The organism is Mycobacterium sp. B14F4 (genome assembly GCF_039871645.1).
Lineage (GTDB): Bacteria > Actinomycetota > Actinomycetes > Mycobacteriales > Mycobacteriaceae > Mycobacterium.
This window is the reverse complement of record NZ_JBDPMF010000001.1, coordinates 594,890-620,587: the sequence shown is the minus strand read 5'-3', so window position 1 is coordinate 620,587 and position 25,698 is coordinate 594,890. Positions and strand designations below refer to the sequence as shown.

Here is a 25,698-nt window from a genome sequence, read left to right as displayed (position 1 = left end):
TTCACTGATCAGTCGAAAGCATGACGGGGCAACGTGGTCGGCAGATCGAGCGAACTCAGCAGGCCGGCGGGCGCATCGACCACATACGGGATCGCATTGACCACCCGCATCGCGGTGGCGGCCATCGCGGCGTGGCCCGCCGCGTGGCCCTCGGAGGCACCGACGTTCATCGCGCAGTGAATGTCGGGGTCCCCGTCGATGTCGACGCGGTAAGTGGCGTCGAACTCCGATGCCGGCCAGTCCGGCGCCACGTCACGCGCCATCCGGATGATGTGCTCGACCACGATGGCCTCTCGGCCGTTCACGACGCCCGCGGCACGGGTGCACACCGCGCCGCAGGTGCCCGCCTTGATCGTGCCGAACGCCACTTCGATATCGCGATCCGTGAGGCGGCGTTCGAGGCTGCCGTGCACTTCTTCGACGTCGACACCCAGACCGGCCGCGATCAGGTGAATCGGTGCCCGCCATGCCATCTCGATGAAACCCGGCGTTTTCAACAGGGGTTCGAAGTCCAGCGGATGGCCGAAACCCATGCCGTTCATCATCACGTCGGCCACCGGGTAGTGGTCGTTGAGCGCGACCTCGGTGACCTTCAGGCACCGGATCTTCTTCGACTGGGTTGCGAGCAGAAGCGCGAGCTGGTCGGAACCGAAGCCCGGGAAGATGCCGGAGGCGTAGAACGACGAATTGCCCGCCTCCGCGGCCTTCTCCATCTGATCGCGCCACTCGGGGGAGTAGTAGGCGGGCGGATAGACCAGGCTGGTGGACGACGTCGACACGACGTTGATGCCCGCGGCGAGCAACTTCAGGTAGTCGGGCACCGCACCCGCGTCCCGATCGGGTCCGCTCGCGGCGTACACCACGCAGTCGGGTTGCAGCGCGACGAGGGCGTCGGCGTCGTTGGTCGCCGTCACCCCGATCGGGTCACCACCGGCCAATTCCCCCGCGTCCTTGCCGACCTTCTCCACGGAGTGCACCCATACCCCGGCCAATTCGAGGTCGGGCCTGCCGATGATCGCGTCGATGGCGATCGACCCGACACCGCCTGTCGACCAGACCACGATTTTCAGCGGTGATGTCACGAATCCTCCTGTCGCTCTGCGGCATTCCGGGAAGCCGTCGCGGCCAGCTCGAGATAGGGCCAGGCCACCGCGGGCGGGACACCGCCGCACAAGGGCAGCAGCGGCAGAGGCCTACCGCTGCGGACGTACGCGACGGCCTCGTCGACGGTGAAGATCCGGTAGGGACCGCCGGCCTCCCGCAGTTCCGGCACGCTGCGCGCGGTCGAGATGCTCGCCACCGAATCCTCGCCGTGGCGGTAGGACGCCGCCATCTCCGCGTCGTGGAGCAGGTAGGGACCCAATTCATGCCACGCCGCCTCGACGTCGTCGGCGACGAAGACCGTGGTCGGCGCGCCCTCCACGGGGAACTGGGTCAGGCCGGGCTCGAATCCGTTGATGCGGCACTCGGTTTCGTAGAACTCCCTCAACTCGACCGATGCCACCTGGGAGATGAATCCGAGTCCGTGGCGCGCCGCGCGCCGAGCGGCGGCGCTGCTGCCTCCGGCGATCAACAGGTACGGCCCGCCCGGGGTGACCGGCGGCGGCGTGACGTGGACACGCCGACCATCGACATCGACCGGATCACCGAGCAGTAGTTGGCGAAGCAGCGCCAGCGACTCGTCGGCCAGCGCGCCGCGGTGTCGCATGTCGACGCCGAAGTGGGCGTACTCCTCGGCACGGTGGCCGATGCCGAACGCATAGGAGACTCGCCCGCGGCTGATGATGTCGAGGACGCTGATCTCCTCGGCGAGCCGGACGGGATCCCAGAAGGTGATCGGCACGGCGGCGAGCAAGATCGCCAGCCGTTCGGTTCGCGCGGCGATGGCCGTGGCCAGGAGCTGGGGGGCCGGCAGGTGGCCGTCCTCGGTGCCATGGTGCTCGGACAGCACGGCGACGCGAGCGCCACGCGTCTCGGCCCACTCACACATCTCGACGGCGGCGCCGTACAACTCGGGCGCGGGCGCACCCGTCGCCGGTGCGCGCATGTCGAATCGCAGCGTGAACATCAGCGCCGCGTCAAACACGGGGTGGTCACGCCGAGAAACTCTAACCTAAAATTTGTTCTGTCGGCTTTTAATAGTGCTTGCTATTCTCACCTGGACAGCCGTGGCAACGGCGAACAGGAGGCATGGTGACCGAGAGCAAGCACCGCGTGGTCGTTTGGTCGACCGGCGGCATCGGATCGATAGCGATCCGGGCGATCCATCAACGACCGAACCTCGACCTCGTCGGTGTGTGGGTGCACTCGCCGGAGAAAGACGGCAGGGACGCAGGCGAACTCGCCAACGGTGAGCCGATCGGGCTGACCGCCACCTCCGACGCCGACGCGTTGATCGCGCTGAAGCCCGACTGCGTCATCTATGCGGCCAGCGGGCCCGAGCGGGACGCGTTGGCGATCCCCGACTACGTCAGACTGCTCAGTGCCGGCATCAATGTCGTGACCACCAGCACGACCCGACTGGTCAACCCGCATGCCTACGAGCCCGCCGAATGGCGCGACCAACTCGCCACCGCGGCCAAGGAGGGCCAGGTCTCCCTGTACGCCTCCGGCATCGAACCCGGTTTCGCCGCGGACTATCTGCCGCTCGTCTTGACGACTCAGTCATCGCAGATCGAGAAGATCCACGCCTACGAGATCGGTCTGTACGACGACTACGGCGTGCCCGACATCATGAGCGACGCCATGGGTTTCGGGCGCCCGCTCGACTACCAGCCCTGGATCGGCCTCCCGGGTGCCATCGCCGGCGAGTGGCAGGGCCAGATCCGGATGGTCGCCGACGCGCTCGGCGTGGAGGTCCAGGAAGTGCGCGAGACATTGGACCGCGCGGTCACGAACCGGACACTCGAAGTCGCGATGGGAACCGTGGAGGCCGGAACGTGTGGCGCGCTGCGGATGCAGGCGATCGGCGTGGTCGACGGACGCGAAGCCATCGTGATCGAGCACGTCACCCGGTTGGCGCCCGACGTGGCACCCGACTGGCCGACGCTGCCCGGCGCGCTGGGCTACCGCGTGGTGATCACCGGCCAGCCGGACATCGACTGCACGATGTCGGCGACCCTGCGCGATCGCAAGAAGGCGGGCATCGAGGGCATGACGTCGGGGGCGGGCGCGATGGTCGCGACCGCCATGCGTGTGGTGAACGCAGTGCCGTATGTCGTCGCCGCGCAGCCGGGACTGCTCAGCTCGGTCGATCTGCCGCTGACGATTCCACGCGGGGCGTTCAGCCGATCCGGGTGAGCTCGAGCGGCTTCTCGACGTCGAGCACCTTCATTGAAATCGCATGCGCCACTGGGGCTTTGCGTCCGGTCCCAGCCGACTAAAGGGTTCGGTTCCGCGGGTTAGCCCACAGGCCTCGGTGTGCGGCGCAGTGCACGCACCCGCTACTCGGGCAGCCGCAACTCGGGCTTCTCGACCTCTTCGATGTTGACGTCTTTGAAGGTGATCACGCGTACCTGTTTGACGAAGCGCGCGGGTCGGTACATGTCCCACACCCAGGCGTCGGCGAGGCGCAGCTCGAAGTAGACCTCGCCGTCGGAGTTGCGCGGCACGACCTCCACGCTGTTGGCCAGATAGAACCGGCGCTCGGTCTCCACGACGTAACTGAACTGCCCGACGATGTCCTTGTATTCGCGGTAGAGCGAGAGCTCCATCTCGGTTTCGTACTTCTCGAGATCTTCGGCACTCATCGGCTCAGCTGTCCTTCACGTTGGTTCCGCCCCATTGTCCCCTACCCCACTTCGTCATGCTGATCCGGTGCGCCGTCGGAGATCAGCTCGGTCACCACCCTGACGCCGCCCGCAGTGGCGACCCGCCGCACATTGATGAACGAATGTCGATGCTGGCTGCACGGTCCGCGCTCGGCCAGCGCCGCGCTGTGCGCCGGGGTGCTGTAACCCTTGTGCTCGGCGAAGCCGTAGCCGGGATGTTCGGCCTCCATCTTGACCATCAGCCGGTCACGACTGACCTTCGCCAGCACGCTGGCCGCCGCAATGCACGCGGCCGCCGCGTCGCCCCCGACCACCGGCAGCGACGGCACCGCAAGGCCGGGCACCCGAAACCCGTCGGACAGCACATAGCCCGGCCGCACCGGCAGTCCCGCCACCGCCCGCCGCATGCCCTCGATGTTGGCCACGTGCACACCGCGCCGATCCACCTCGGTCGACGGGATGAACACCACGTGGTAGGCCAGCGCATAGCGGCGGATCAACGGGAACAGCCGCTCGCGTTCCTTCTCGTTGAGCTTCTTGGAGTCGTCGAGCGCCGCCAGGCTCTCCAGCCGGTTCGGCCCCAGCACACACGCCGCGACCACGAGCGGCCCGGCGCACGCACCACGGCCCACCTCATCGACACCCGCGACGGGACCAAGGCCGCTGCGATAGAGCGCGGACTCCAGCGTGCGCAGGCCCGAGGACTTCCGGATCACCGCGCGCGGAGGCCATGTCGCCGGCAAGAACAACTCTCCTACAGGGTCTGGGGCGTCAGGTCTGCGGGTTCACACTGCCGACCCCGCCCCAACGCGACGGCGGCCAGGCGATGAACCGTGCCTTCCCGATGACATTGTCCACCGGGACCGTGCCCGCCATCGGGTCGCCCGTGCACAGCAGACCCTTCTGCGCGTCGGCGGGGGTGTTGGTGCAGTGCGCGCGCGAATCGGCCGAGTGAGTGCGGTTGTCGCCCATCACCCACAGCCTGTCCTCGGGCACCTTGACCGGACCGAACTCGTTGCCCAGACAGGGATAGACAGCGGGGTCGACGCGCATGGTGTCGGCGTTGAGGTACGGCTCGTCGAGGCGCTTTCCGTCAACCGTGAGTCCCGTGGTGGCACGGCATTCGACGGTCTGGCCGCCGACCGCGACGATGCGCTTGACGAGGTCGTTCTCATCCGGTGGCACGAAACCGATGAACGACAGCGTGTTCTGCACCCAGCGCACCGCGGTGTTGTCCGATCGGATCGACCGATAGTTGATATTCCAGTTCGGCGGGCCCTTGAACACGACCACGTCGCCGGGTTCTGGCGACGAGAAGCGGTAGGTCAGCTTGTCGACCATGATCCGGTCACCGGTGCAGCCGGCACAGCCGTGCAGGGTCGGTTCCATCGACTCCGACGGGATCAGGTACGGCCGCGCGACGAACGTCAGCATGACGTAGTAGAGCACCAGCGCGATCGACACGAGGATCGCGAACTCGCGCAGCGCGCCGCCCTTTTTCTCTGGCTTGTCGGCCGGCTTGTCGGTTGCGTCCGGATCGTTGTCCGTGGACTTCTCGGCTGACGACTCGTCGGGCTGCGTGGATCCGGTCACCGGATCAGGGTAGCCAGCGCGCTCGTCGCCGCCCGACGGCAAGGTCAGCGCTTTTCCTTGATCTTGGCTTTCTTGCCACGCAACTCGCGCAGGTAGTAGAGCTTCGCGCGACGCACGTCACCGCGGGTGACCACGTCGATGTGGTCGATGTTCGGCGAGTGCACCGGGAAGGTCCGCTCGACGCCCACGCCGTAGCTCTCCTTGCGCACGGTGAAGGTCTCCCGGACGCCGCCACCCTGGCGACGGAGCACGACACCCTTGAAGACCTGGATACGCTCCTTGGAGCCCTCGATGACCTTGACGTGCACGTTGATGGTGTCGCCGGGGCCGAAAGCCGGGATGTCGTCGCGCAGCGACGTCTGATCGACGAAGTCCAGCGTGTTCATCGGTGACACTTCCTTGCGGTTGGTGGCTGCGGGCGCTGCGGTCACGGTGGACGCCGTGACATGAGACTGCCGAGCCGAGCTGTTCGGGCGTATCGGGGTGCATCTCGCAGCTGGATGGAGCTAGCCGAACCCGGGTCCTGCGCGAGACAACTGCTCAATTGTGCCAGATAGGGGCTGATCGAGTGAAATCGCGGCGATCCGTTCGGACCAGGGCCCCTGAGGGGGTCTGAGCAAGCGTCGCGGGTACTCAGCGATTAGGCTGAAAAGCGGGCCGGGGCAACGCAGCGGGCCCGAATTTCCGGATCTCGGGACATTTGAGGAGGGTCATGCGACGGCGGCCGTCGAGGCTGGTCAGAGCAACCGCAATCATCGCCGTCGCGGTTCTGGTCGTCGCCGGCTGCGAGGCCAAGGTGCACGGCACACCGCCCGGATCGGCGGGGCCCCACCTGACCGTCGTCGTCCCGCAGGGCACCATGGCGCCCCTCCCCGAGGCTCCCCCCGACGAACCCCCCGCCTCTTTCGAGGGCCTGGGCGATCGCGTGCGCCGGGCCACCGCCGAGGCCGCCGCGGCCGGTGCCGACATCTCGATCACCGTGCTCGACCGCAATACCGGACAGGTCGTCTCGAACGGGAACGCCCAGGCCATGCCCATCGCCTCGGTGGTCAAACTGTTCATCGCCGACGACCTGCTGCTACAGGAGGCGCGCGGCGAGACCAAGATCTCGCCCGACGACCGGCGGGCTCTCGACACGATGCTGCGGTCCTCGGACGACAGTGCGGCCGAAATCTTCTGGAACCGCAGCGGTGGGAGCGCCGTGATCAACCGCGTGGTGTCGCGGTACGGGCTGACGGCCACGAGCCCGCCGTACAACGGGAAGTGGGATCTCACGCTCAGCACATCGGGCGATCTGGTCCGCTATTACGACATGGTGTTGGACGGCCGCGGAGGGCTGCCGCCCGAACAGGCCAACGTGATCATCGGCAACCTCGCGCGCTCCACCCCGACCGGGGTCGACGGCTATCCGCAGCGCTTCGGCATACCCGAAGGCCTCTTCGCCGAACCCGTCGCCGTCAAACAGGGCTGGTTCTGCTGCTGGAACGGCGCCAACCAGCTGCACGTGACCACCGGCGTGATCGAAGCCGACCGCCGCTATGTCATGGCGATCGGCTCACTCCAGCCCACCGATGAGGCGACAGCGCGGGCCACCCTGACCCAGGCCGTCAAGACGATGTTCCCTGGCGGCCGCATCTAAACGTCCGAGCAGACGGAAAACTGCGCGAGAACTGCCGAAATTGGGCATGTTTATGTCTGCTCGAGGAAGAACGGGGGCGCCATGACAGAGTCCGATCGAAGTCCTTCTGACATCTCGCGTCGGGCCGCGCTCGCCGGGCTGGGGTTCGGGGTCGCCGCGATGGCCACCGCCCCGCAGTCCCGGGCGCAGCTCGACGAGGGCTACGAGGCGATGCTGATGAAGTGCATCGACCCGCGGTTCACCACCAACACGTTCAATTACATGACCGGCCGCGGTTGGCAGAACAACTACAGCGAGTTCGCCTTCGCGGGCGGCCCGGTCGGCGTGGTGGCACCGGTGTTCGCCGGCTGGCATGAGACGTTCTGGGAGAACCTCGCCATCTCGGTGGACCTGCACTGGCTGACCCGCCTCATCGGCATGACGCACCGCGATTGCGGCGCGGCCGCGGTGGCTTACGGCGACCGCGTGCTGACCGACAGGGCCTACGAAACCGAGATGCTGTCCGGGGCCTTGCGGGCGTTCAAGACCGAAGCCAACCGACGCCAGCCCGATCTGGTCGTCGAACTCGGCATCATGGACATTCAGGGAGCCGTCGAACTCGTCACCTGACGCCGCTCAGCCGAACAGGTCCGGCCGTCGCTCCCGGGTGCGCTGCAGTCCCTGCTCGCGCCGCCATGCCGCGACCTTCGCGTGGTCGCCGGACATCAGGATCTCCGGCACGTCGAGCCCACGCCAGCTGGGCGGCCGGGTGTAGCTCGGCGCCTCGAGCAGACCGTCGGAATGCGAATCGTCTTGATGTGACGCGGGATTGCCGAGCACGCCGGGCAGCAGTCGCACGACCGCCTCGATCATCACCAGGGCCGCCGACTCACCGCCGGGCAGCACATAGTCGCCGATCGACACCTCGACCACCCGCATCCGGCGCGCCGCGTCCTCGACCACCCGCTGGTCGATGCCCTCGTAGCGCCCACACGCGAACACCAGATGCCTCTCACCGCTCCATGCGTGGGCGTCGGCCTGGGTGAACAACCTGCCTGCCGGTGTGGGCACCACCAGAAGCGTGTCGTCGGAACAGATCTCGTCGAGCGCCTCACCCCACACCGGGGCCTTCATCACCATGCCCGGCCCGCCGCCGTACGGGGCGTCGTCGACCGAGCGGTGCACATCATGGGTCCACCGCCGCAGATCGTGCACCTGCAGATGCACGATGCCCGAGTCGATCGCCTTGCCCGGCAACGACTGTCGCAGCGGGTCGAGGTAGGCCGGGAAGATCGTCACCACATCTATTCGCACGTCTAGATCTCCAACAGGCCTTCTGGCGGGTCGATCTCGACCAGTCGATCGGCCAGCGACACCGACGTCACGATCACGCTGACGAAAGGCACCAGCACCTCGCGGTCACCGCTGCGCACCGCGAGCAGCTCGCCCGCCGCGGTGTGCAATACCTCGGCGACGGTGCCGACCTCGGCGCCGGCGGTGGTGCGCACCCGCAATCCCTCGAGTTGGTGGTCGTAGTACTCGTCGGGGTCCTCGATGGGGGGCAGCTCCTGCGAGTCGACGAGGAACACCGTGCCGCGCAACGCATCCGCGTCGCTGCGGTCGGCCACCCCGTCGAGCCGGATCAGCAGCCGGCCGCCGTGTTCGCGCACCGACTCGATCGTGTACTCGCGTTCCGCGCCACCCTTGCCGGACCTGCCGCGCAGCGTCCCCCCCGGCGCGAAGCGGGCGTCGGGATCATCGGTGCGGACCTCGACGACGAGCTCGCCGGCGACGCCGTGCGCCTTGACGACCCGCCCGACAACGAGGTCCATCTCGACCGCTACTGGTCGGTGTCCACCACGTCGACGCGGATGCCCCGGCCGCCGATGCCGGCGACCAGCGTGCGCAGTGCGGTCGCGGTGCGACCACCGCGACCGATCACCTTGCCGAGGTCATCGGGATGCACGTGCACCTCGACGGTGCGCCCGCGACGGTTGGTCACCATGTCGACGCGGACATCGTCGGGGTTGTCGACGATTCCACGGACCAGATGCTCGACGGCGTCGACGACGACAGAGCTCACGGCCGCGCTCAGCTCTCGGCCGACGAGGGCTCCGAGGAGCCGTCTGCGGTGGCGCCGGCGACGGTGGCGTCCTCGCCTTCGGCCGGCGGTTCGGACTCATCCTTGGTCGGCGCCGGGTCGGCGGTGGCCTGGGCTTCGACGGCCTTCCCAGCCTTCTTGGCTGCCGGCGCCTTCTTCTTCTTGGGCTGGGCGGCCTCGGTGCTCGGGCCGCCCTCGGCCTCGGCCAGCGCGGCGTTGAACAGGTCCAGCTTGCTGGGCTTGGGCTCCTTGACCTTCAGCGTGCCCTCGGCGCCGGGCAGACCCTTGAACTTCTGCCAGTCGCCGGTGATCTTCAGCAGCTGCAGGACGGGTTCGGTGGGCTGGGCGCCGACTCCGAGCCAGTACTGCGCGCGCTCCGAGTCGATCTCGATGAGGCTCGGCTCTTCCTTCGGGTGGTACCGCCCGATGATCTCGATGGCGCGGCCGTCGCGGCGGGTGCGCGCGTCCGCGACGGCGATGCGGTACTGAGGGTTGCGGATCTTGCCAAGCCGGGTGAGCTTGATCTTGACAGCCATGGTTGAGCTACTTCTCCTGTGATTGCCACGGTGCAATTCAGCGATCGGGGCGGAATGCCTCGACCCGGTTTTGCCTTACGTGTGTGACCGCCGCACAGCCGGAGTCGTGCGGTAGACAGCCGCCCATTGTGCCAGAACAGCCCCGACCGGGAAAAATCCGCCCGGACAACCCCGCGACCGTGCGGTTTCATCCGCGACACGCCGCGACGGGCGGATCAGATCGCACACTCGCGGTGTAATGGCCGCATGACCGCACTCAGAGACAGGCTGCTCGCCGCGGTCGCCGGCCAGCTCGGCCGCCCCCACGGCGTTCTCGGGTTGTTCGTGGCACGGGCGCTCAACCGCGGCAACGAGCGCGCGATCGCGGCCGCGGTCGACGCCGCCGAGGTCCGGCCGGGTGCGACTGCTGCGGATGTCGGGTTCGGCGGCGGAATCGGGTTGCGGATGCTGCTCGACCGGGTCGGCGACACCGGCACGGTGCACGGTGTCGAGATCGCCGACGACATGCTGCGCCGTGCGAAGTCCCGCTTCTCGGCCGACCTGCGGTCCGGACGGTTGCGGCTGCAGCCTGGCTCGATGACCGCGTTGCCGCTCGACGATGCGTCACTCGATGCAGTCATCACCCTCAACACCGTCTACTTCATCGACGACCTCGGCGCCGCGGTCGCCGAACTGGCGCGTGCGGTCCGTCCGGGCGGGCGCGTCGTGGTCGGCATCGGCGATCCCGACGCCATGCGCCACGCGCCGTTCACACAGTACGGATTCACGCTGCGCCCGGTCGCCGACGTCGCCGCCGCCCTCGCCGAGGCCGGGATGACGGTCGAGCACCGCGCCATGGACGACAAGCCGATACCGCGCCACCTGTTCATCGCACAGCACCGGACCTGAGCCCTCACGCGAGCTTGTCGAAGCACTTCTCCTCGACGCGCTTGCTCATCCGCCAGCCGTCGGCGGTGCGGACGAACTCGTCGACGTACCAGATGCCGACGAAGTAGATCTGGCGCGATCCCGAGGCGGGATCACCGCCCATCACCATCGGGTTGAAGCAGATGGCCCGCGACGTCGCGCGATCGCCGGAGATGCGCACGTCGACGTTGCCGAGCATGTGGTAGTACGCGGGGAAGTTCGGCAGCACATCGGCCAGCCAGGCCTTCACCTGCGGAAAGCGGCCGTCGATCCCGCCCGTGACGCGGTAGTCGATGTAGGCGTCCGGGGTGAACACCCGGTCGAGGTCGTCGAACCGCTTCTGGTCGATCGCCGTCGAGTAGTCGGTCAGCAGCTGCTGGATCTCCAGGCGATCCGAAATCTCCTCCAGGCTCAACATGGCTCGATTGAACACGACTAGGCTGCCACCTCATGGTTGTTCGCTCTTCGCGCAGGCGCTCATCGCTTCGGAAGCTGCCCATCTACATCGCGGCCGCCATCGCTCTGGTCGCCGGGGGAACCGTCACCGCGACCGCAGCGCCGGTCGACATCAGTCAACCGTCCGGCTCGCTGCCGGTCCCCGCAGGCCCCGCCCAGGCGTGGGTCCTCGCCGACATGGACAGCGGCGCGGTGCTCGCCGCGCGCGACGAGTACGGCCAGTACGCGCCCGCGAGCACCATCAAGGTGCTGTTGGCGCTCACCGTGCTCGACGAGTTGCCCCTCGACATGACCGTCGTCGCCAATGAGGCCGACACCAAGGTCGAGTGCAACTGCGCGGGCGTGACGTCCGGCATGGTGTACACCACCCGCCAACTGCTCGAGGCCATCCTGCTGGTGTCGGGCAACGACGCGGCCAACACGCTGGCAACCATGCTGGGCGGCCGTGAGGTCGCGGTGACGAAGATGAACGCCAAGGCCGCCCTGCTCGGTGCCTACGGCACCAACGTCGCGTCGCCGTCGGGTCTCGATGGCCCCGGCATCGACATGTGGTCCTCGCCGCACGATCTCGCGGTCATCTTCCGCGCCGCGATGGCCAACCCGGTCTTCGCCGCGATCACCGCCCAGCCGACGGCGGTGTTCCCGTCCAAGACCGGCGACAAGGTGCTCGTCAACCAGGACGAGTTGCTCAAGCGCTACCCGGGCACGCTCGGCGGCAAGACCGGTTTCACCGACCGCGCCCAGAAGACGTTCGTCGGGGCCGCGCAACGCAACGGTCGTCGCCTGGTCATCGCGTTGATGTTCGGCATGGACAAACCCGGTCAGCCCACCTATTGGGATCAGGCGGCGACCCTGCTGGACTGGGGTTTCGCGCTCAACCCCAACGCCAGCATCGGCGTGCTGTAGTTCGCACAGTTGCGCAATCGCAACGCTTCCGAGACCGTCCCGGGGAACGTGACCGATACGCTCGGCGGTCATGCGAAAAACGCTGGCTGCGTTGGCCGTCGCGCTGACCCTTGCGATGACCCAAGCCATCGGAGTCGCTCCCCTGGCACCCGCCCAGCCCGGCGGTGAGCCCTCGGGCGCCGTCGCCATTCCCGACGGACCTGCGCAGGCGTGGGTGCTTGCCGACGTCGACTCGGGACGAATCCTGGCTTCGCGCAACCCTTTCGAACCACACGCCCCCGCGAGCACCATCAAGGCCCTGCTGGCGATCGTCGTGCTCGACCACCTTCCGCTCAACGCGGTGATCGTGGCGCGCCCGGCCGCCGCCGACGTCGAATGCTCATGCGCCGGAGTCAAAGCCGGCCGCCCGTACACGGTGCGCCAGCTGCTCGACGGGCTGATGCTGGTCTCGGGCAACGACGCCGCCAACGTGCTGGCCGACGGGCTCGGTGGCTATCAGGCGGCCGTCGCGAAGATGAACGCCAAGGCGGCGGCGTTGGGCGCCCGCAGCACCAGCGCCTCGTCGCCGTCGGGTCTCGACGGCCCGGGTATGGAGTCGTTCACCACCGCCAACGACCTCGCGCTGATCTACCGTGCGGCGTTGCGTTATCCGGTCTTCGCCGCGATCGTCGCGCAACCGTCGTCGCTGTTCCCCACCGATGACGGCCCGAAGACGATCACGAACCAGAACGAGCTGCTGCGGCGCTACCCCGGCACGCTGGTCGGGAAGACCGGCTACACCAACCTCGCCCGCAACACCTACGTCGCCGCGGCACAGCGCAACGGCCGCCGGCTGGTGGTGGCGCAGGTGTACGGCACGGGCGACCTGTACGGCCAGGCGATCGACCTCTTCGACTGGGGCTTCCGCCAGTAACCGCGCGTCGCAAGCAACCGTGTCTGCACACCGACACGCCGCCGATCGCGTGCAGTCAGCGGTCGCTCGCGGCTACCGGTGAGCCCGCCCCCGCAGGAGCACCAGATCCGGATGGTTGACGACGGCCGCGCCGCGGCGAGGGTCCTCCGAGAAGCAGACCAGGTCGGCGGGTGCGCCGTGCTCGATACCCGGCCTGCCCAACCACTGGCGGGCGTTCCACGACGCCGCGCCCAAGGCATCGGTCGGGCTCATGCCGATGCCCGTCAGCGCGTCGATCTCGTCGGCGATCCGGCCGTGAGCCACCATGCTGCCCGCGTCGGTGCCCGCATAGATCGGCACGCCGGCCTCCCGCGCGGCGGCGATCCGCGCCGGGCAGCGCTGGTGCAGGTCGCGCATGTGCTGCGAGTACTTCGGGTACTTCGCTGCCGCGTCGGCGATGCCCGGGAAGTTGGCGATGTTGATCAGCGTCGGCACCAAGGCGGTTCCGTTTTCGACCATCAGGTCGATGGTGTCGTCGGTCAGGCCGGTCCCGTGCTCGATGCAGTCGATGCCCGCCTTGATCAGGCCGGGCAGCGCGTCCTCGCCGAACACGTGCGCCGTGACGCGAGCCCCATTGGCATGTGCGGCGCCGATCGCGGCGGCGAGCGCCTCGTCGGACCACAGCGGCGCGAGATCGCCTGTGTCACGGTCGATCCAGTCGCCGACCAACTTGACCCAGCCGTCGCCGAACCGCGCTTGTTCGGCGACCGCGGCCGGCAACGCAGACTCGTCCTCGAGTTCCAGCGCGACCCCGCGGCTGTACCGCTTCGGCCGGGCGAGGTGCCTGCCCGCGCGGATGATCTCCGGCAGATCGTCACGGTCGGCGAGGCTACGGGTGTCGACGGGAGATCCGCAGTCGCGAAGCAGCAGCGCCCCGACGTCACGTTCGAGTTCGGCCTGCGCGATCGCCTCGTCGAGGGCGGTGGGTCCGTGCTCGCCGAGCCCGACGTGGCAGTGCGCGTCGACGAGACCGGGCAGGATCCAGCCGTCGGCCCCATCAGCACCGAACACCGTCCGGGCGTCGGCGACCGGTTCGGCGCTCAGCACTCCGTCGACGATCCACCACTCCACCTGCTCCTCGTCGGGCAGTCCCCGACCGCGGATGTGAAGTCGCACTTACTTCTGGCCCGGGAACTTCAGCTTCGACAGGTCGATGTCGGCAAGCCCCGGCGGCAATTCGTCGAGGCCCTTGGGCATGTCAGACAGATCCGGGAACCCCGGCGGCATTCCCGCCATGCCGGCGCCCAACGGGTTGCGCGTCTTGGGCGGCGTCGGGCCCTTGCCGCCCTTCTTGCCCTTCTTCTTGCCCTTGGCGCTCTTGCGAGACGATTTGCGACCGAACGGCATTCCCATCTGGCCGGCCATCTGCGACATCATCTTGCGGGCCTCGAAGAACCGTTCGACGAGCTGATTGACCTCGCCGACCGTCACACCGGAGCCGTTGGCGATGCGGAGCCGCCGCGAGCCGTTGATGATCTTCGGGTCGGCCCGCTCCTCGGGCGTCATACCGCGGATGATCGCCTGCAGCCGGTCGAGCTGCCTGTCGTCGACGGCGGCCAGCGCGTCCTTCATCTGGCCTGCGCCGGGCAGCATGCCCAACAGGTTGCCGATCGGGCCCATCTTGCGAATGGCCAGCATCTGCTCGAGGAAGTCCTCCAGCGTCAGCTCGCCGCTGCCGATCTTGGCCGCGGCCTCCTCGGCCTGCTGGGCGTCGAAGACCTGCTCGGCCTGCTCGATCAGGGTCAACACGTCGCCCATGCCGAGGATGCGGCTGGCCATCCGGTCGGGGTGGAAGACGTCGAAGTCCTCGAGCTTCTCGCCCGCCGAGGCGAACAGGATCGGCACGCCGGTGATCTCGCGCACCGACAGCGCGGCGCCACCGCGCGCGTCGCCGTCGAGCTTGGTCAGCACGACGCCGGTGAACCCGACACCCTCGCGGAACGCCTCGGCGGTGGTGACGGCATCCTGGCCGATCATCGCGTCGAGGACGAAGATCACCTCGTCGGGGTCGACGGCCTTGCGGATCGCCGCCGCCTGGCCCATCAGCTCGTCGTCGATGCCGAGCCGGCCGGCCGTGTCGACGATGACCACGTCGTAATGCTTGGCCCGTGCTTCGGCCAGGCCAGCGGCCGCCACGGCGACGGGGTCACCCGGTCCGGCGTCGACGGCTCCGGCGTCGGAGACGCCCGGATGCGGCGCGAACACCGCGACGTCGGCGCGCTGCCCGACGATCTGCAGCTGGTTGACGGCGCCGGGCCGCTGCAGGTCGCATGCCACGAGCAGGGGTGTATGCCCTTGCCCGCCAAGCCATTTCGCGAGCTTGCCGGCCAGCGTCGTCTTACCGGAGCCCTGCAGGCCCGCGAGCATGATCACCGTGGGCGGCGTCTTGGCGAACGCGAGCTGGCGGGTCTCCCCGCCGAGGATCCCGATCAGCTCCTCGTTGACGATCTTGACGACCTGCTGGGCCGGATTGAGCGCCCCGGACACCTCGGCGCCGCGGGCGCGCTCCTTGATGCGGTTGACGAATGCGCGAACGACGGGCAGCGACACGTCGGCTTCCAGCAGCGCCAGCCGGATCTCGCGAGTGGTCGCGTCGATGTCGGCGTCGGTCAACCGCCCTTTGCCGCGAAGGCCCTGCAGGGCGCCGGTCAACCGGTCGGACAGGGATTCAAACACGGCGTCCAGCCTAACTGGCCTCGGAAACCGGCTTGGCCGGCGGCGGCGCCGGCAGTACCGCGTAGAGGTCGCGTTCGAGTTCGTCGCGCATATCGGCTCCGGCCGTGATGCCGAACAGGTCCACCACCGACGAACCGAGCGTGGTCACCTTCGCCCACGCGATGTCCACGCCGTCGCGCTCGAAGACCGCGGTGAGTCGGGCGAGCAGGCCGGTCCGGTCGGTGCTGCGGATCTGCACCACCTGCTCGCCGGGCGCCGCGCCGTCCGACCACAGGATGCGCGGCGGGGCGGGGACATGGTTGATCGGCACAGCCGCCAGCACCTCACCGGCGCGGGTGGTGCCGTGTTGCACAGCGTCCTGCTCGCGCCGGTCAAGCGCACCGAGCACGTCGAGTTCACCGTCGAGCGCCAGGATGAATTGCTGGCGCAACAGCTCCGCTGCGGGCGGCGTCCCGAAATGCGGTGAGACGACGAACGTGTTGATCGCCGACCCCTCGTGGGCGTTGACCGACGCCGAGTGCACCCGCAGTGAGTTCAGCGCCAGCACAGCCGCGGCCTTCGACAGCAGACCGCGCCGGTCCGGCGCGATCATCGTGACGTTGTAGATGTGCGGGCTGTCCCCCGGGGTCAGCTCGACGTGCACACCGACCTCGGCGGCCAGCGAAAGATAGCGTGGGTCAATCGGATCGGGCTTGGGCAGTTCGTTCCCGGCCATCACCAGCCGGCAGCGACGCACTAGGTCGCCGATGAGCGAGGCCTTCCAGTCGCCCCACACCCCGGGTCCGGTCGCCAGTGAATCCGCTTCGGCGAGCACATGCAGCAGTTCCAGCAGCACGAGGTCACCGTCGATGGCCTCGACCACCGACGCGATGACCGCGGCGTCCTGCAGGTCACGCCGCGTCGCGGTGTGCGGCAGCAGCAGGTGGTGGCGCACCACCTTGGACAGCACCTCGACGTCCGACGGCCACAGGCCCAGCCGGGTGCCGATCTGCGTGGCCAGCTCGGCGCCGATCACACTGTGGTCGCCGTCGCGGCCCTTTCCGATGTCGTGGCACAGGGCGCCCAGCACGAGCAGGTCCGGACGGGACACGCGCGTAGTGAACGCGCTTGCCCGCGAGACGGTTTCGACGAGGTGTCGATCGACGGTCCAGATGTGTACCACGTCGCGCGGCGGCAGGTCGCGCACCGCTCCCCACTCCGGGAAGAGCCTGCCCCACAAGCCGGTCCGGTCCAGCGCCTCGATGGTGGCCACCGCTGCCGGTCCCGCCGCCAGCATCACAAGCAGGTCCTTGAGGGCCTGTCGCGGCCACGGCGCGCGCAGTTCGGGGGCGGTCTCGGCCAACCGCGCCAACGTGGACGCCGCCATCGGCAGCCCAGTGGTCGCCGACGCCGCGGCCACCCGAAGGATCAGCCCCGGATCGCGCTCGGGACGGGCGTCGCGCGCGAGAATGACTTCACCGGCGAACTCGATGACACCCTCGTCGAGCGGACGGCGCGACGGTCGCCGCAGCGCGGCGAACCCGCGTCGCGGCAGCGCATTCGCTGCGGTGCGGATGCCGGAGTCGACGTAGAAGCTGATGGTGCGCGCGGCGTCGGAAAGCGTGCGCGCCAGGTCGAATCGGTCACCGATGTGCAGCGCGGCCCCGATCTCGTCGGCATGCTGAGCGAGCAGGAGTTCGCGGCCGCGGCCGGCGACGCGGTGAAGTTCGGTGCGCACGTTGAGCAAGGCCAGGTGCGCCTCGCCCAGGCTGCCGAGCGGCGAGGCCGACGACCGGTTGGGATAGACGTCCGTCAGCTGGGCGATCGCGAGCGCGTTGAGCAGCTGGACGTCGCGCAGGCCGCCACGGCCGCACTTGAGGTCCGGCTCGGCGCGGTGGGCGATCTCCCCGCTGCGTTGCCATCGGGCCCTGGTGTGCTCGACGAGTTCGTCGAACCGCGACGCGATACCGGTGCGCCACTGCCGTCGGGCTCCACCGATCAGCAGTGACGACAAGTCGGAGTCGCCGGCGATGTGGCGTGCCTCGAGCATCGCGAGGCCGGCAGAGATGTCGTCACCGGCAACCTGCAAGGCCTCGGGCACCGTACGCACGCTGTGGTCGATTCGAATGTTGGCGTCCCACAACGGATACCAAAGCAGTTCTGCGACCTGGCTGACGACGTCGGCCGGTATGTTGTCGTGCAACAGGGTGAGGTCGAGGTCGGAATACGGCACCAGCTCGCCACGGCCCAGGCCCCCGGTGGCGACGATGGCGAAGCCACTGGTCGGCGTGACACCGATCTCGGTGGCCTTCGTGGTGAGCCAGAACTCGTGCAGATCCTGTAGCGCATGCCGCAATGCTGCCGAATCCAGTTGTCGCCCATGGCCTGCCAGCAGCTGTTCGCAGGCGGCGGCCAGATCGGTGGCGGGACGGGACGAGCCCGCCGCCGGAGCCTTCCATCGCGGGGCGCCGGCGGCGGGATCGTTCTGTTCTGTCATCTCGTGTCCTCTCCCGGCCTCGGAATTGACGCTCATAATGCTTCGGCCGGGAAACGACCTATCAGTTGTTCAAGCGGCTCAAAGGGCGTCGGCTCCGCGTTCCCCGGTGCGCACCCGGACCACGGTGTCGACGGGGCTCACCCACACCTTGCCGTCGCCGATCTTTCCGGTTCGCGCGGCCTGGACGATGACATCCACCACCTTGTCGACGGCGGAGTCGTCGACCACGACCTCGACCCGCACCTTCGGTACGAAATCGACGGAGTACTCGGCGCCGCGGTACACCTCGGTGTGGCCCTTCTGGCGGCCGTAGCCCTGAACCTCGCTGACGGTCATCCCGAGGATACCCGTCTGCTCCAGGCCGGTCTTGACGTCTTCCAGCGTGAACGGCTTGACGATCGCAGTAATCAGCTTCATGTAGTCGATCCCTTCCGATGAAATTCTTGCCGATCAGACGAGTTCATAAGCCGTTTCGGCATGTTCGGTCTCATCGATGCCGGTGTCCTCGTCTTCCATGCTCACTCGCCAGCCCAACGGCTTCACCAGGAAGGCGATGATGGCGGTCATGATGCCAGTGAACACCACCGCCACCAAGGCGATCACCACCTGCACAGCCAACTGCTGAACACCGCCCCCGTAGAACAGGCCCGTTTCGGTAGCCAGGAATCCGATGCCGACCGTGCCCCACAAGCCCGCGACGAGGTGTACCCCGACGACGTCGAGCGAATCGTCATAGCCCAGCTTGTACTTGAGACCGATCGCCAGTGCGGACAACACGCCGGCGATCGCGCCCAGGATCAGCGACCCGATCGGCGACAGGGATCCGCACGCCGGCGTGATCGCCACGAGACCGGCGACGACGCCCGAGGCGGCGCCGACGCTGGTCGCGTGACCGTCGCGGATGCGTTCCACCAGGAGCCAGGCCAGCATCGCCGCCGCGGTGGCCGCAGTGGTGTTGACCCAGACCTGCCCGGCCAGCATGTCCGCTGCACCCTCTGATCCGACGTTGAAGCCGAACCATCCGAACCACAGGATCGCGGCACCCAGCATCACGAACGGGATGTTGTGAGGACGGAACGCCATCTTGCCGAATCCGGTGCGTTTTCCGATCAGCAGGGCCAGCACAAGGGCCGCCATCCCCGCGTTGATGTGCACCACGGTGCCGCCTGCGAAGTCGATCGGTGGGACGTTCGCCGCGCCCGCTTCGGCGTCGTAGCCGAACAGCCAGGAGGCGACGCCGTTCTCGGAGCCCGACAGCAGGCCGCCGCCCCAGACCATGTGAGAGAGCGGAAAATACACCAGGGTCGCCCAGATGCCACCGAAGACCAGCCAGGTGCCGAATTTCATGCGCTCGGCCACCGCGCCGCTGATGAGGGCGACGGTGATCACCGCGAAGGTCAGCTGGAAGCCGACCCACACTATCGCGGGCACCGACCCGAAGCCGCCAAGGACATAGAGGGTCTCCTCGCCGACTTCCTTGGTTTCCAAGAGCTGGCTCACACCGAAGAGGGCGAACGGGTTGTCGAAGATGCCAAGAATGTCGCTCTCGCCGGTATGCGCCGACGCGAATGACATTGAGTAGCCCCACAACACATAGATGACGCTGACGACGCCCAGCGCGCCGAAGGACATCATCATCATGTTGAGAACCGACTTCTGCCGTGACAGGCCACCGTAGAAGAACGCGAGGCCCGGCGTCATGAACAACACCAGAGCGGCGGCCGTGAGCACCCACGCCGTATCGCCCGAGCTCAATCCGTCCGGGCCGAACGGCGCAAACGCGTCGTCGGGTAGGGCCATTGGTAAGGCTGAAACCACTTTGTGTGACCTCCTTGGGAAGTGCGCCGATTGGATCGGCCTCCCGAAGAGACTCTGTGGCTCGCGTTTCGCCCGCGATTCTGTTCCGTTTCCAATAGGTGAACGGAAACGCGCGGGACGTTACGCTCGTGTTTCGGCGCTATTGGGCCGGCAAAACCGGCGCCGCCGTGAAACACTTTGCGGTTCGCGGCGTTAACCCAGGAGCGCGTCGACGAAGGCCGCGGGCTCGAACGGCGCGAGGTCGTCGGCGCCTTCGCCGAGTCCGACGAGCTTGACCGGCACGCCCAACTCCTGCTGGACGCGGAAGACGATCCCACCCTTTGCCGTGCCGTCGAGTTTCGTCAGCACGACGCCGGTGATGTCGACGACCTCGGCGAACACCCGGGCCTGCGGCAGACCGTTCTGCCCGATGGTGGCGTCGAGCACGAGCAGCACCTCGTCGACCTCCGCACGGCGGCTGACGACGCGTTTGACCTTGCCGAGCTCGTCCATCAGGCCGGTCTTGGTGTGCAGACGTCCTGCGGTGTCGATGACGACGACGTCGGCGCCGTCGTCGATGCCCTTGTCGACGGCGTCGAACGCCACGGAGGCGGGGTCGGCGCCCTCGGGGCCGCGGACCACCTGCGCACCCACCCGCGACGCCCAGGACTGCAACTGGTCGGCAGCCGCGGCGCGGAACGTATCGGCGGCGCCGAGAACGACGCGGCGCCCGTCGGCGACCAGCACCCGGGCCAGCTTGCCGACGGTCGTGGTCTTGCCGGTGCCGTTGACCCCGACGACGAGCAAGACCGACGGTTTGTCGGCGTGCGGAAGAGCCTTGATCGAGCGGTCGAGTTCGGGTCGCAGTGCGGCGATGAGCACGTCGCGCAGGACCGCGCGGGCGTCGGCCTCGCTGCGCACGTTGCGGCTGGCCATCTGCTCGCGCAGGGCAGCGATCACCGACTCGGTGACCACCGGACCGAGGTCGGCGATCAGCAAGGTGTCCTCGACCTCCTCCCAGGAGGACTCGTCGAGGTCACCGCCGCCGAGCAGGCCCAGCATGCTGCGCCCGAGCGTGTTCTGCGATTGGGCCAGCCGCCCGCGCAGCCGTTCGAGCCGGCCTTCGGTCGGAGCGATCTCGTCGAGAACGGGCGCCTGCGGCTCCTCGACGGCCGGGGCGGCGGGCTCCTCGACCGGCGGCGCGGGCGCCTCCTCGACGGGCGGCGCGGGGGCCGGCGGTGCCTGGACCGGCGGCTCGGGCAGGCGCACGTCGGCGATGGGCCGCTTCGGCGCGTCGCGGGGCACCGTGGCGTCGTCACCGACGGCGGGCAGCCCGCTGGTGTCGATCCGCTCGGCCGGCTGGGTGGGCGCCGACTGCGCGAACGTGATGCCCGAGGAGGCGGTATAGCCGCCTGAGCGGTCGATGGGCTTGGTGGTGTCCGGCTTCGACAGGCTGATCCGTCGACGGCGATAGAGCACCAGGCCGACGACGAGCGCGGCGATCAGCAGAACGGCGATGACCGCGATAGCGATCCAGAGACCTTCTGTCACCGCGCCATTGTCTCAAGGTCGGTCGGCGCCGACGCCCGCCCCCGTGCCGGCTCTAGTTGACGGCGCTGCCGACCAGCTCCTGGCCGCGCATGCGCTGGCTGATCACCGCGGTGATGCCGTCGTCGCGCATGGTGACGCCGTACAGCGCGTCGGCGACCTCCATCGTCGGTTTCTGGTGCGTGATGACGATCAGCTGGGACCGCTCACGCAGCTGCTCGAACAGGCTGATCAAGCGGCGCAGGTTCACGTCGTCGAGTGCGGCCTCCACCTCGTCCATGACGTAGAACGGCGACGGCCGTGCGCGGAATATCGCGACCAGCATCGCGACCGCGGTAAGCGACTTCTCGCCACCGGACAGCAGCGAGAGCCGCTTGATCTTCTTGCCCGGCGGGCGCGCCTCGACCTCGATTCCGGTGGTCAGCATGTCGTCGGGGTTGGTCAGCAACAGCCGGCCCTCGCCACCCGGGAACAGTGTCGAAAACACTTGAGTGAACTCGCGTTCCACGTCGGTGTAGGCCTCGGCGAACACCTGCAGGATGCGAGCGTCGACATCATCGATGACGTCGAGGAGGTCCTTGCGCGCAGCCTTGACGTCCTCCAGTTGCGTGGACAGGAAGTTGTAGCGCTCCTCGAGCGCGGCGAACTCCTCGAGCGCCAGCGGATTGACCCGGCCCAGTTCGTTGAGCTCGCGTTCGGCCTTCTTGGCCCGGCGTTCCTGCGTCGGCCGGTCGAACGGCATCGGTGCGGGCGCGGTGACCTGCTCGCCGCGTTCGCGCGCCTGCTCGTATTCGGCCATCTCCAATTCCGTCGGCGGCAGCGGCACGTCCGGGCCGTACTCCGCGACCAGGTCGGCGGTGGCCATGCCGAACTGCTCGAGGATCTGCTCCTCGAGTTGCTCGATGCGCAGCGCGGCTTGGGCTTTGGCGACCTCGTCCTTGTGCAGCGCCTCGGTCAGGCCGTTGACCCTGGCGGTGAGCTCGTTGACCTCGTCGCGGGTCCGCGACAGCGCTGCGGAGCGCTGCTGACGTTCGGCGGCGAGCTCGTCGCGGCTTCGCGACGCCACCGCCACCGCATTACTCAACCGTTGCGCGACAACGCGTCCCGACTCGGCGACGGCGGCGGCCACCGCGGCGGCATGCACCCGCGCCTCGCGAGCACGCTGAGCGCGCAGCCTGGCCTCGCGCTCGCTCGCCGCGGCGCGCCGTAGCGAATCCGCCCGCCCGCGAACGGCATTCGCGCGCTCCTCGGCCGTACGAACCGTCAGGCGAGCCTCCACCTCCGCGGCCCGCGCGGTTTCCGCGGCGGCGGTGGTCTCCTGGCGGTTGACCGGCTCGGACTCGAACGTCGGCGCCTGCTGAGCGTTGTGCAGCCGCTGCTCGAGCTCGGCCAGTTCGGTGACGGTGCGTGTCCGGTTGGCCTCCAGCTCGTCGCGCTGCTTGATCAACCGCTGCCATTCGTCGTCGGCGGCGCGGGCCTCCTGGCCGAGGCGACCCAGCTGCTCGTAGATCGCCGAGATCGCCGCGTCCGACTCGTTGAGCGCGGCCAGCGCCTGCTCGGCGGCGTCCTGGCGGCTGGTCTGCTCGGCCAGCGCACCGGCCAGCGCCGCCGTCAACTCCTCGACCTGCGTCTCGGCCGCGGCGAGTTCGGCGCGGGCCTTGTCGACCTCGCATGCGATCTCCAGCGTGCTCGGCTTGCGATCCGACCCGCCGCTGACCCAGCCCGCGCCGACCAGATCGCCGTCGGTGGTGACGGCGCGCAGGTGGGGGCGCGATGCGACGACGTCGAGCGCTGCGTTCAGGTCCGGCACCACGACGACGTCGCCCAGCATCGCCGAGACCGCCCCTCGCAGGCGCTGCGGCGCATCGACCAACTCGACCGCCCACGAAGCGCCCGGTGGCAGCTGGCCCGTCGGAGGCTGAGCGTGATCGGGCCAGTCGCTGAGCACGATCGCCGCGCGCCCGCCGTCGGATTCCTTGAGCGCCGCCACCGCGGCGCGAGCCGCACCCGAGTTCTCGGCAGCTACGGCGTCGGCGGCAACGCCCAGCACCGCGGCGACGGCGACCTCGTAGCCGTTGCGCACCTTGAGCAGGTTGGCGACGGAGCCGAGAAGGCCTGCGCCGCTGTGGTTCTTCTGCAACCACGCGGCGCCGTCCTTGCGGTCCAGGCCGACGGACAACGCCTCGATGCGGGCACGCAGCGAGGCGACCTGGCGTTCGGCGCCGCGCTCGGCGGCCTGCAGCTCGGCGACGCGTTCGTCGGCCAGCCGCAGCGCGGCCACGGTCCGGTCGTGGTGTTCGTCGAGGCCGACCTCGCCGGCGTCGAGTTCGCCCACCCGGCCCTGCACGGTCTCGAACTCGGCCTGGGCCTGCTGAGCCCGCGCGGCGGCCTCCTCGATGCCGCCGGTGAGACGGGCGACGGTTTCGTCGATCGACTCGACGCGGGTGCGCATGGTGTCGACCTGCCCGGCCAGCCGGGCCAGACCCTCCCGTCGGTCGGCCTCGGCCCGGGCGGCCGCCAGGTGGGCCCGCTCGGCTTCCGCGGCGAGGCGCTCGCATTCGCTGAGCTCACCGCGGGCGGCTTCCAACTTCGTACGGGAGTCGGCCAGCTCGTCGAGCAGCTGACGTTCCTGCTCGGCGACCTCTTCTGCTTGGGCCTCCAGCGCATCGGGGTCCGGCCCCGTCGAGGCCTCCGGCTCGGTGTCCAGATGCTGGGCGCGCTCGCTGGCGATGCGCACGGTGGCGCCGACCCGCTCGGCGAGCGCCGACAGCGCGAACCACCTCTGCTGCGCGGTATCGGCGCGCTCGCTCAGTGTGTCGACGGCCGCCTCGTGCGCGGCCAACTCGACGGTCTTGGCCTCCAGCCGGGTCGCCACCTCGTCGTGCTCGCGGCGCAGCGTCGTCTCGGCGTGATTGGTGTTGTCGAATTCGGCTCTGCGCCTCACTAAGTCGTCGGCAGCCAGCCGCAGACGAGCGTCGCGCAGATCGGCCTGGATGGTCTGCGCCCGCCGCGCCATCTCGGCCTGCCGGCCCAGCGGCTTGAGCTGGCGGCGCAGTTCGGTGGTCAGGTCGGTCAGCCGGGCCAGGTTCGCCGACATCGAGTCGAGCTTGCGGACGGCCTTCTCTTTGCGCTTGCGGTGCTTGAGGACGCCGGCAGCCTCCTCGATGAACGCGCGACGGTCCTCCGGCCGGGACTCGAGGATCTCGGAGAGCTTGCCCTGGCCGACGATGACGTGCATCTCGCGGCCGATGCCCGAGTCGGACAGCAGTTCCTGGACGTCCATCAAACGACAACTGCTGCCGTTGATCTCGTACTCGCTGCCACCGTCGCGGAACATCCGGCGGGTGATCGACACCTCGGAGTAGTCGATGGGTAGCGAGCCGTCGGAATTGTCGATGGTGACGGTCACCTCGGCGCGACCCAGCGGCGGGCGCGACGACGTGCCCGCGAAGATGACGTCTTCCATCTTGCCGCCGCGCAGGCTCTTGGCGCCCTGCTCACCCATCACCCAGATGAGCGCGTCGACCACATTCGACTTACCGGAGCCGTTCGGCCCCACCACGCACGTGATGCCCGGCTCGAAGCGCAACGTCGTCGGCGAAGCAAACGACTTGAAGCCCTTGAGGGTCAGGCTCTTGAGGTGCACGAGGTGCCACACTACCGTCGCGCAGGCTAACGCTCGGTGAACCCTTGTAGCGAGTCGCCAGGTTGGGTGAAGTCGGCGACGACCTTGTCGACGCGACCGGGGGTGTTGCCGCCTTGCAGCAGGTCAAGCAGCTGCTGGCAGGCCTGCCGTGGACCCTGCGCGACCACCTGCACACGCCCGTCGGCCTTGTTCGCCGCGTATCCCGCCAGCCCGAGTTCGAGCGCCCGCGAGCGCGTCCACCACCGGAAGCCGACCCCTTGGACGTGGCCATGCACCCAAGCGGTCAGACGTACCTCAGCTAACTCCTGCATCAGAAACCTCAAATGTCACTTCAGTCCCGGACCTGAGCGTGCGTCCGACGGTGCACACGGAGTCGATCGCCCGCTCGACCACGGTGAGTACCCGCTTGCGCTCGCCCTCCGAGAGTCCCGACAGGTCGAGTTCCATGCGTTCGGCGAGCAGCGGGTAGCGCTCCTGGTCGCGGTCGGCCGCGCCGGACACCCGGATCGTGGTGTCGTAGTCCTCGCCGAGCCGCCGCTGCAGTGGGACGTCGCTGGCCATGCCGCTGCAGGCCGCAAGCGCGATCTTCATCAGTTCGCCCGGCGTGAAGACGCCGTCGACGTCCTCGCCGCCGACGAGCACCTCGGCGCCGCGCGAGCTACGTCCGGTGTAGCGGCGCGGTCCCGTGCGCTCTACCCACAGTTCGGTCATGCGTCA

The 25,698-nt window shown here is 68.5% G+C and carries 26 protein-coding genes; 6 read left to right on the top strand and 20 right to left on the bottom strand.

What is annotated here, in order from left to right; genetic code table 11:
• Window positions 1-8 precede the first annotated feature (8 nt).
• Window positions 9-1,082 (bottom strand): dihydrodipicolinate reductase, encoded by a 1,074-nt coding sequence (locus ABGB19_RS03065; protein WP_347683847.1) that lies wholly within the window; start codon window positions 1,080-1,082, stop codon window positions 9-11.
• Window positions 1,079-2,068, bottom strand: coding sequence for an LLM class flavin-dependent oxidoreductase (locus ABGB19_RS03060; RefSeq protein WP_347683845.1), 990 nt, complete (start codon window positions 2,066-2,068; stop codon window positions 1,079-1,081). Before ABGB19_RS03060 ends, ABGB19_RS03065 begins: the two co-directional genes overlap by 4 nt.
• A 125-nt stretch (window positions 2,069-2,193) precedes the next feature.
• Here ABGB19_RS03060 and ABGB19_RS03055 point away from each other — a divergent pair, with 125 nt between their 5' ends.
• Window positions 2,194-3,300, top strand: a complete 1,107-nt coding sequence (locus ABGB19_RS03055; protein ID WP_347683843.1) for a dihydrodipicolinate reductase — start codon at window positions 2,194-2,196, stop codon at window positions 3,298-3,300.
• A gap of 143 nt (window positions 3,301-3,443) precedes the next feature.
• Here ABGB19_RS03055 and ABGB19_RS03050 read toward each other — a convergent pair whose 3' ends face one another.
• Genes ABGB19_RS03050 through rplS form a run of 4 tightly spaced genes read right to left on the bottom strand, consistent with a single transcriptional unit; the run spans window position 3,444 to window position 5,749 of the window.
• A complete protein-coding gene (locus ABGB19_RS03050) occupies window positions 3,444-3,749 on the bottom strand; it encodes a DUF2469 domain-containing protein (protein ID WP_128107358.1) in 306 nt (101 codons plus the stop codon).
• A gap of 41 nt (window positions 3,750-3,790) precedes the next feature.
• The gene (locus tag ABGB19_RS03045; RefSeq protein WP_347683840.1) at window positions 3,791-4,513 is read right to left on the bottom strand and encodes a ribonuclease HII; all 723 of its coding nucleotides are present in this window, start codon (window positions 4,511-4,513) and stop codon (window positions 3,791-3,793) included.
• A 28-nt stretch (window positions 4,514-4,541) separates the two neighbouring features.
• Window positions 4,542-5,363 carry a signal peptidase I gene (gene lepB, locus ABGB19_RS03040; RefSeq protein ID WP_347683838.1) on the bottom strand — a complete coding sequence of 274 codons (822 nt, stop codon included), beginning with the start codon at window positions 5,361-5,363 and terminating at the stop codon, window positions 4,542-4,544.
• Window positions 5,364-5,407: 44 nt separating this feature from the next.
• Window positions 5,408-5,749 carry a 50S ribosomal protein L19 gene (gene rplS, locus ABGB19_RS03035; RefSeq protein WP_319445518.1) on the bottom strand — a complete coding sequence of 114 codons (342 nt, stop codon included), beginning with the start codon at window positions 5,747-5,749 and terminating at the stop codon, window positions 5,408-5,410.
• A gap of 326 nt (window positions 5,750-6,075) precedes the next feature.
• Between rplS and ABGB19_RS03030 the strand changes: the two genes are divergently transcribed.
• Both ABGB19_RS03030 and ABGB19_RS03025 read left to right on the top strand, forming a co-directional pair.
• The gene (locus ABGB19_RS03030; protein WP_347683836.1) at window positions 6,076-7,002 is read left to right on the top strand and encodes a hypothetical protein; all 927 of its coding nucleotides are present in this window, start codon (window positions 6,076-6,078) and stop codon (window positions 7,000-7,002) included.
• A gap of 81 nt (window positions 7,003-7,083) precedes the next feature.
• The gene (locus tag ABGB19_RS03025) at window positions 7,084-7,611 is read left to right on the top strand and encodes a hypothetical protein (protein ID WP_347683834.1); all 528 of its coding nucleotides are present in this window, start codon (window positions 7,084-7,086) and stop codon (window positions 7,609-7,611) included.
• 6 nt (window positions 7,612-7,617) lie between these two features.
• On the opposite strand, the gene trmD is transcribed toward ABGB19_RS03025, so the two are convergent.
• From trmD to rpsP, 4 genes are read right to left on the bottom strand one after another with little or no spacing between them, the layout of a single operon-like run.
• Window positions 7,618-8,295: a tRNA (guanosine(37)-N1)-methyltransferase TrmD gene (gene trmD / locus ABGB19_RS03020; RefSeq protein ID WP_347683832.1), complete on the bottom strand. Its 678-nt coding sequence runs from the start codon at window positions 8,293-8,295 to the stop codon at window positions 7,618-7,620.
• Window positions 8,296-8,297: 2 nt separating this feature from the next.
• Window positions 8,298-8,813, bottom strand: coding sequence for a ribosome maturation factor RimM (gene rimM, locus ABGB19_RS03015; protein ID WP_347683830.1), 516 nt, complete (start codon window positions 8,811-8,813; stop codon window positions 8,298-8,300).
• Between the two features lie 8 nt (window positions 8,814-8,821).
• Window positions 8,822-9,064 (bottom strand): RNA-binding protein, encoded by a 243-nt coding sequence (locus ABGB19_RS03010; protein ID WP_003928628.1) that lies wholly within the window; start codon window positions 9,062-9,064, stop codon window positions 8,822-8,824.
• Window positions 9,065-9,072: 8 nt separating this feature from the next.
• Window positions 9,073-9,618 carry a 30S ribosomal protein S16 gene (gene rpsP, locus ABGB19_RS03005; protein ID WP_347683825.1) on the bottom strand — a complete coding sequence of 182 codons (546 nt, stop codon included), beginning with the start codon at window positions 9,616-9,618 and terminating at the stop codon, window positions 9,073-9,075.
• 246 nt (window positions 9,619-9,864) lie between these two features.
• Here rpsP and ABGB19_RS03000 point away from each other — a divergent pair, with 246 nt between their 5' ends.
• Window positions 9,865-10,506 carry a methyltransferase domain-containing protein gene (locus ABGB19_RS03000; RefSeq protein WP_347683823.1) on the top strand — a complete coding sequence of 214 codons (642 nt, stop codon included), beginning with the start codon at window positions 9,865-9,867 and terminating at the stop codon, window positions 10,504-10,506.
• A 4-nt stretch (window positions 10,507-10,510) separates the two neighbouring features.
• Here the strand turns inward: ABGB19_RS03000 and ABGB19_RS02995 are convergent, their stop codons facing one another.
• Window positions 10,511-10,942, bottom strand: coding sequence for a nuclear transport factor 2 family protein (locus ABGB19_RS02995; protein ID WP_347683821.1), 432 nt, complete (start codon window positions 10,940-10,942; stop codon window positions 10,511-10,513).
• 32 nt (window positions 10,943-10,974) lie between these two features.
• Here ABGB19_RS02995 and ABGB19_RS02990 point away from each other — a divergent pair, with 32 nt between their 5' ends.
• Together ABGB19_RS02990 and ABGB19_RS02985 are read left to right on the top strand one after the other, a co-directional pair.
• Complete coding sequence (locus tag ABGB19_RS02990) at window positions 10,975-11,886, top strand: serine hydrolase (protein ID WP_347683819.1); 912 nt, start codon at window positions 10,975-10,977, stop codon at window positions 11,884-11,886.
• 70 nt (window positions 11,887-11,956) lie between these two features.
• Entirely contained in the window at window positions 11,957-12,799 is an 843-nt protein-coding gene (locus ABGB19_RS02985) for a D-alanyl-D-alanine carboxypeptidase family protein (protein WP_347683817.1), read from the top strand.
• Between the two features lie 72 nt (window positions 12,800-12,871).
• Here the strand turns inward: ABGB19_RS02985 and ABGB19_RS02980 are convergent, their stop codons facing one another.
• The 9 genes from ABGB19_RS02980 to ABGB19_RS02940 form a co-directional block, all read right to left on the bottom strand.
• Complete coding sequence (locus ABGB19_RS02980) at window positions 12,872-13,954, bottom strand: amidohydrolase family protein (protein ID WP_347683815.1); 1,083 nt, start codon at window positions 13,952-13,954, stop codon at window positions 12,872-12,874.
• Complete coding sequence (gene ffh, locus ABGB19_RS02975; protein ID WP_347683812.1) at window positions 13,955-15,514, bottom strand: signal recognition particle protein; 1,560 nt, start codon at window positions 15,512-15,514, stop codon at window positions 13,955-13,957.
• Window positions 15,515-15,524: 10 nt separating this feature from the next.
• Complete coding sequence (locus tag ABGB19_RS02970; protein ID WP_347683810.1) at window positions 15,525-17,990, bottom strand: [protein-PII] uridylyltransferase; 2,466 nt, start codon at window positions 17,988-17,990, stop codon at window positions 15,525-15,527.
• A 78-nt stretch (window positions 17,991-18,068) separates the two neighbouring features.
• A complete protein-coding gene (locus ABGB19_RS02965) occupies window positions 18,069-18,407 on the bottom strand; it encodes a P-II family nitrogen regulator (RefSeq protein WP_003881099.1) in 339 nt (112 codons plus the stop codon).
• Window positions 18,408-18,440: 33 nt separating this feature from the next.
• The gene (locus ABGB19_RS02960; RefSeq protein ID WP_347683805.1) at window positions 18,441-19,790 is read right to left on the bottom strand and encodes an ammonium transporter; all 1,350 of its coding nucleotides are present in this window, start codon (window positions 19,788-19,790) and stop codon (window positions 18,441-18,443) included.
• A 210-nt stretch (window positions 19,791-20,000) separates the two neighbouring features.
• The gene (ftsY, locus tag ABGB19_RS02955; protein ID WP_347683803.1) at window positions 20,001-21,338 is read right to left on the bottom strand and encodes a signal recognition particle-docking protein FtsY; all 1,338 of its coding nucleotides are present in this window, start codon (window positions 21,336-21,338) and stop codon (window positions 20,001-20,003) included.
• Window positions 21,339-21,390: 52 nt separating this feature from the next.
• Complete coding sequence (gene smc / locus ABGB19_RS02950; protein ID WP_347683801.1) at window positions 21,391-24,981, bottom strand: chromosome segregation protein SMC; 3,591 nt, start codon at window positions 24,979-24,981, stop codon at window positions 21,391-21,393.
• A 26-nt stretch (window positions 24,982-25,007) separates the two neighbouring features.
• Window positions 25,008-25,292 (bottom strand): acylphosphatase, encoded by a 285-nt coding sequence (locus tag ABGB19_RS02945; protein ID WP_347683799.1) that lies wholly within the window; start codon window positions 25,290-25,292, stop codon window positions 25,008-25,010.
• Window positions 25,276-25,692, bottom strand: coding sequence for an OsmC family protein (locus ABGB19_RS02940; RefSeq protein ID WP_347683797.1), 417 nt, complete (start codon window positions 25,690-25,692; stop codon window positions 25,276-25,278). The genes ABGB19_RS02945 and ABGB19_RS02940 overlap by 17 nt, the downstream gene beginning before the upstream one ends.
• Window positions 25,693-25,698 lie beyond the last annotated feature (6 nt).